This is a genomic window from Megasphaera elsdenii DSM 20460, from assembly GCF_003010495.1.
GTDB classification, from domain to species: domain Bacteria; phylum Bacillota; class Negativicutes; order Veillonellales; family Megasphaeraceae; genus Megasphaera; species Megasphaera elsdenii.
In genome coordinates this window covers 1,651,314-1,657,500 of the sequence record NZ_CP027570.1, presented here as the reverse complement: position 1 = coordinate 1,657,500, position 6,187 = coordinate 1,651,314, and the positions used below count along the sequence as shown (strand labels likewise).

The 6,187-nt window shown below is 53.4% G+C and carries 6 protein-coding genes; 1 reads left to right on the top strand and 5 read right to left on the bottom strand.

Going from position 1 to position 6,187, the window contains the following annotated elements; genetic code table 11:
• Positions 1-392: 392 nt before the first annotated feature.
• The 4 genes from C6362_RS07990 to C6362_RS07975 form a co-directional block, all read right to left on the bottom strand.
• A complete protein-coding gene (locus C6362_RS07990; protein WP_014016213.1) occupies positions 393-1,730 on the bottom strand; it encodes an MFS transporter in 1,338 nt (445 codons plus the stop codon).
• 81 nt (positions 1,731-1,811) lie between these two features.
• The gene (locus tag C6362_RS07985) at positions 1,812-2,327 is read right to left on the bottom strand and encodes a transcription repressor NadR (protein WP_014016212.1); all 516 of its coding nucleotides are present in this window, start codon (positions 2,325-2,327) and stop codon (positions 1,812-1,814) included.
• A gap of 15 nt (positions 2,328-2,342) precedes the next feature.
• Complete coding sequence (locus C6362_RS07980) at positions 2,343-2,855, bottom strand: hypothetical protein (RefSeq protein WP_014016211.1); 513 nt, start codon at positions 2,853-2,855, stop codon at positions 2,343-2,345.
• A 159-nt stretch (positions 2,856-3,014) separates the two neighbouring features.
• A complete protein-coding gene (locus tag C6362_RS07975; protein ID WP_014016210.1) occupies positions 3,015-4,268 on the bottom strand; it encodes a diaminopimelate decarboxylase family protein in 1,254 nt (417 codons plus the stop codon).
• Between the two features lie 144 nt (positions 4,269-4,412).
• On the opposite strand from C6362_RS07975, the gene C6362_RS07970 reads away from it, so the two are divergent.
• Complete coding sequence (locus tag C6362_RS07970; protein WP_014016209.1) at positions 4,413-5,339, top strand: LysR family transcriptional regulator; 927 nt, start codon at positions 4,413-4,415, stop codon at positions 5,337-5,339.
• On the opposite strand, the gene C6362_RS07965 is transcribed toward C6362_RS07970, so the two are convergent.
• Positions 5,274-6,185: an AEC family transporter gene (locus C6362_RS07965; protein WP_014016208.1), complete on the bottom strand. Its 912-nt coding sequence runs from the start codon at positions 6,183-6,185 to the stop codon at positions 5,274-5,276. The genes C6362_RS07970 and C6362_RS07965 overlap by 66 nt on opposite strands.
• Between the last annotated feature and the right edge of the window lie 2 nt (positions 6,186-6,187).

Here is a 6,187-nt window from a genome sequence, read left to right as displayed (position 1 = left end):
TTGGTATTACTCATTGTTTGACGTTCTATTGAAATAGAACCTCGCACTCTGGCGTTCATTCAGTTCATTGTTCAGTTTTCAAAGGTCATCGTTGTCATCACCGGGTGGCGACGACTTGCTTATTTTAACAAACTCGGAAGAGCTTGTCAAGGATTAATTTGAACTTTTTTCAAGTCTCAAACTATATCCTCAAGCGCCAGGGCTTTGGCCCTAACAGCTTGTTTAGTATATCACATTATGTCGTTTTGTCAAGAACTAAATTTTAAATCCTGTAAAACTTAAAACTTCATTTCCGAGCATTTCCGAACTCATGCGACATAAAGTATTTTATCATTGAAAAAAAAAGCTGTCAAGCAAATTTGACAGCTTTTTTACATTTTTTCGATGTGAACCTACTTGGCTTTGACCAGTTCGTCGCTGAGGCTTTCCAGGTCCTTCTGCTTGCTTTCGACACCCAGGCTCAGGACGATGACGGCAACGGCCGCAAAGACCAGGGCAAACATATAGAAGACGCTGGCGAAACCGAAGCTCCGGGCCAGCAGGGCCCCGACCATCATAGGCGCCGCCATGCCGCCAAAACGGCCAAAACCGGCAGCCCAGCCGCTTCCCAAGGCACGGATGGCCGTCGGATACTGTTCCGGCGTATATGTATAGAGGACGCCCCAGGCACCGAGGTTGAAGAAAGACATGACGGAACCCCACATCATGAGGGTCGCAGCCGTCGAGGCATGGCCGAAGAAATAGCTGGCGACGCCGCTGAACAAGAGGAACGCCGACAAGGTATACTTGCGGCCGATCTTATCGACGAGCCAGGCCGCGCAATAGTAGCCCGGCAGCTGGGCCAGGGTCATGATGAGGACGTATTCAAAGGTCTTGACGACGGTAAAGCCCTGCTGGAAGACCAGCGACGGCAGCCACATAAAGATGCCATAATAGCTGAAATTGATGCCGAACCAGACCAGCCAGAGCATGATGGTCCGGGACATGAAAGGCTTTTTCCACAATTCCCGGAACGAAGCCTTGGCGACGACCGGCACCGGTTCTGTTTCGCCCGTAAAGAGAGCCGACGGCACGTGCAGCTGTTTTTCCAGGGAAAGGACAATCTGCCGGGCTTCATCGACACGGCCGCGGGTCAGCAGGTAGCGGACCGATTCAGGCATGTGCAGGCGTATCAGGCAGACGTAGAGCGCCGGCAGCGCACCGATGAGGAAAGCCATGCGCCAGCCATAGACGGGAATGAAGAAATAGGCGATGCAGGCAGCGGCAATCCAGCCGAGTCCCCAGAAGCTTTCCAAGAGGACGATGAAACGGCCCCGTACGCGGGACGGTGCATATTCGGAAACGAGCGTCGCCGCTACAGGCAGTTCCCCACCCAGACCGAAGCCGACGAGAAAGCGGAAGACGAGCAAGGACTGATAGTTCCAGGACAGGGCGCAGAAAGCCGAAGCGATGCTATACAATAAGACCGTAATGGTGAAGACCTTCTTGCGGCCGATGCGGTCCGCCACCGTGCCGGAAATGACGGCGCCCAGGGCCATGCCGATGAGGCCGATACTGCCGATGAGGCCCATCTGCCCCGGTGCCAGCCCCCATTCTTTCGCCAGGACAGGCAAAATGAAGGCGATGAGCCCGGTGTCCATCGAATCAAAGAGCCATCCCAGTCCCGTGACCAGCAGCAGCTTGTAGTGGAAACGGCCTACGGGCAGCGCTTCCAATCGTTCCAATACCATAAAGACGATTCCTCCTATCTGTACATATGTCATGACAGTTATATTTACATGGCACTATTGTACAAAGATAAGAAGAAAATGTCAATTTTTATATAAGACGCCGAGGTCGCGCAGGGCCTGGCCGATGGCCTCGAGTTCTTCTTCCGTCGCCGCTTCGACGAGATGCGTGTGGATGCCGCCGCTGATGGCGCTGAGCATTTCCGCATGGGAATCGTGCATGCGCTTGACGTACTGCTGGACATCCCGACGGGAATGAAGGTTCAAGGTCCCTTCGAGGTTCCCGTAGACTTCGTGCTCAATGACGACGTTGCGGACAATGCCGCCATTGTCGACGATGGCATTGAGTTCCCCTTCCATCTGGTCCAGTCCATGGCAGCAGACGAAGACCCGCGTACAGCCCGGTACCACCGGTGTCACCAGCTGATAGCCGCGGGGCGTCGAGATGATGTCCGTTCCCTGGGCACGCATCAGGGCCACGTCGCCGACGATGATCTGCCGGCTGACGTCGCAGGCTTTCGCCAAAGCCGTCCCGGTGATAGGCGATGGCGATCCCTGAAGAAGCTGGAGAATCTTTTCTCTCCGTGCACTATTATCCATATAAACCAATCCTTCCTAAATATCTTTATAAACCTGCTGCCCCCGCGTCGGGATATCCAGGAGCATGGACAGTCCCCGCCCCCATAACAGGCCGCTGAAAAGGCCCGGTACGAACCCCAGGACTTCGTTGAACAGCCAGGAATACATCAAAAACGGAAAATGATAGACTCCGGCCTGGATGGCCGCAAAGGCCAGACAGATCAGGATATTGAACGGCAAGGCTCCCGGCATGGGCGGACACCGCAGCAGGTGCCGTGCCCGGCAATAGGTCAGTTCAGGCAGGCCTGCCTTGAACCACAGGCCCAGCCCCAGGCCCAGAAAAAAAGCCATGAGGAAACATAAAATCGTCAGGAACAGGTAGGCCGTATAGTAATAGATGACGGCGGCTGACCAAAAGGTGACCAGCACGGCCGGGCCGCCAAAGCACCAGATCCGGCAGGTGCGGCCCTTGAAAAAGAAAATGCCATATCCTATCATGACGATCATCATGCACAGCTGAATCCCTGTCAGTATATCATAGGCGCTCATCACGGCCCATTCCCCCTTTCCTTTGTGAATGACAATGTGATTATTTTCAGTATATATGATAAACATTAAAAGGAGATTAAAATTCGAAAAAATTTTATTGTAAAAAAGGGCGTCCCATGAAATTTTTTAATATCATGAGACGCCCTCAGGCAAGTTCAATTATAAGTTGGAGAAATCGAGAGTCGCAAAGAGGTCGTCCAGGGTCTCAGCCCGGCGGATCTGGGTTACGCTGCCGTCGGCGTGGAGCAGGAGTTCAGCCGAACGGAGTTTGCCGTTGTAGTTGAAGCCCATGGAATGGCCGTGGGCACCGGTGTCGTGGATGACCAGGATATCGCCGTCGTCGATCTGCGGCAAGCTGCGGTCGATGGCGAATTTATCGCAGTTTTCGCAGAGCGAACCGGCAACGTCGTAGACGTGGTCTTTCGGCGCATTTTCTTTGCCCATGACCGTCAGGTGATGGTACGAGCCATACATGCCCGGACGCATGAGGTTGGCCATGCAGGCGTCGACGCCGATGTATTCTTTCCAGATGTGTTTGTGATGGATGGCCGTCGTGACCAGGTAGCCGTAAGGGCCGGTGATGGCACGGCCACATTCGAAGGAGATACGGCATTTGCCGAGGCCAGCCGGTTCCATGATGGCTTCGAAGTTCTTTTTGATGCCGGCACTGAGTTCGTCGTAGTCGATGAAGGATTCTTCCGGACGATACGGGAGGCCGATGCCGCCGCCGAAGTCGAGAAATTCGATGTTGATGCCCAGCATGTTCTGCACTTCTACAGCCAATTCGAACATCATCTTGGCCGTGTTAATAAGGCCGTTGACGTGGAGTTCGTTGGAGACGACCATGGTATGCAGGCCGAAGTGTTTGACACCTTTGTCTTTAAGGATGCGAAAAGCATCGATAATCTGTTCACGAGTCATGCCGTATTTGGCTTCTTCCGGCGTGCCGATGATGTCGTTGCCGCCTTTGAGGAGGGGACCCGGATTATAACGGGCGCAGATCCATTCCGGCAAGGGGCCGCGTTTTTCCATGAAGTCAATCATGGAAATATCATCGAGGTTGACCAGGGCGCCCAGTTCCATAGCCCGTTTAAATTCAGCATAAGGCGTATCGTTGGACGAAAAGACGATGTCGTGGCCTTTGATGCCGACTTTGTCGCACAGTTCCAGTTCCGCCATGGAACTGCAGTCAGCGCCGACGCCTTCTTTCTGCAAGAGGCGCATGATGTACGGATTCGGCGTAGCTTTGACGGCAAAATATTCTTTGAAATCATAGGCCCAGTCGAAGGCTTTAATCAATTTACGGACATTATCGACGATGGCTTTTTCGTCATAAATATGGAAAGGTGTCGGGTATTTAGCAATAATGGAACGAATTTGTTCTTCGTTAAAAGGGACAGTCTTTTTGTTCATCCTAGTTCAGCTCCAGTTTCTTATACTTAACAGAATTATTGTTTCTCTACAAAGGTTATTATATAATACAAGAAGATAATTTGTGAAATAGATTATTTTAATTTATTTCATTCGATAATCAAATTAACTGAAGGAGGTCCGCCTATGGACACAACGACACTCCGGACGTTCATCGCCCTGGCACAAATCAAGAACTTCACCAAAACGGCCCAGCAGCTCTTCGTCGCCCAGTCGACCGTGACCAACCGCATCCGCGATCTGGAAATGGAGCTCGGCGTCCCCTTGTTCATACGCAGCCATAAACAGGTCGACCTGACCCCGTCAGGCCAGAAATTCCTGAGCTATGCCCAGCGCTTCGTCTCGCTGGAACTGGCAGCGTTGCAGGACATCCAATCGTCACCGACGTATACCCAGAAGGTCAGCATCGGCACGACCAACACCATCTATGAATGTCACCTGCAGCGCCGTATCCGCAGTTTCCTGAAAGAAAAGAAAGGCGTGTCCCTGCACGTCACCATCGGCCATACGGAAACGATGATGCGCCAGCTCCAGGACGGGACGCTGGACGCAATCTTTTCCTTCAGCGCCATGTTCCGCGACGGCTATATCTGCCAGCCGTACCGGACGGATTCCCTGGTCCTGGTCTGCCAGGCCGGCAATACAGAATACGCCGGCGGCATCTGCAAGGACGACCTGCAGAAAATCGACTACTTGTTCTGTAATTTCGCCCTCCAGGGCGTAGGCCTCTACATCCAGGACCTGTTCCCGCGCCATCACCGCTTCCCCCTGGAAATCGACAACAGCACCAAGCTGCCCCAGTACGTAGCCGACGGCATCGGCTACACCTTCCTGCCCAAGAGCCTCATCGAAGAGGACCTGGCCGAAAAGCGCCTGCGGGCCATTCCCCTCCTCGATTTTGAGCCGCCCAAGGTCGACAGCTACTACATCACGCGCAGCCCGTCGACCGTGCCGGCGGACCTGGAAGAAGAGTTACTGGCCGACCGGTCATATGGACTGCAAGGCGATGATCATGGCCGACATGACGACGATGGACAAGAGAATATAAAATGAGCTGATGCAGGCTGCGACTTCGATCTTGAGCTTCATCTTGGCTGTATAGTAGCAGGCCATGCCGGCGACGGGAGCAAAGACCAGGACCATGATGACCTTCTTGATGGCCATGGGATAATCGAGGGCGAAATAGACGAAAGCCGCAATGACGACCGACGTCAGCAACCGCAGGCCCACGTCGGTATAGATGAGGTGCAGGTATTCCTTTTTCAAGGACAGGCCCAGGGCGACGCCGATCATGAGCATGGACAAGAAGGTATTGGCCGACGCCGGGATCTTGGCCCAGTCGATGACGACCTGGGGCAGGGAAAAGCCGGCCAGGGACAAGGTGATCATGATGATATACGATAAGACCGGAATAGAGGAGAAAATCGTCTTGGCCAGGATCATGGCGATGCTCTCCCCTTTCTCGCCGCGGACGCAGCGGGCCAGGCCATAAGCCCCGCCGAGGCACATGAGGGAATTACCGGCATCGAAGATGCAGACGATGAGGACGGCCGCACTGTCAAAGAAATAAGACACGAAGGGCAAGGCGAAATTGCCGATATTGTAGCCATTCATATTGAGCATGTAAAAGGCCTTTTCGTCCTTCGTCCGGCCGGCGGCATAGCCCATGCCGACCATGATCAGGTTGAAGATGATGGCCAGGAGGCTGATGAGGAGATAGCGCGTGTCGAAGTGGATGCCGTTGAGGTTGACCAGGATGACCGACGGCAAGGTGATGTTGAAGACAATCGTCGATATGGTATTAAAAGTGCTGCGCCCGAAAAGGCGCAGCTGTTTTAAGGTATAGCCGCAAAAGATGAAGGATACGAGGATAGCGGCTTTGATGATAGTTTCTTCCATGG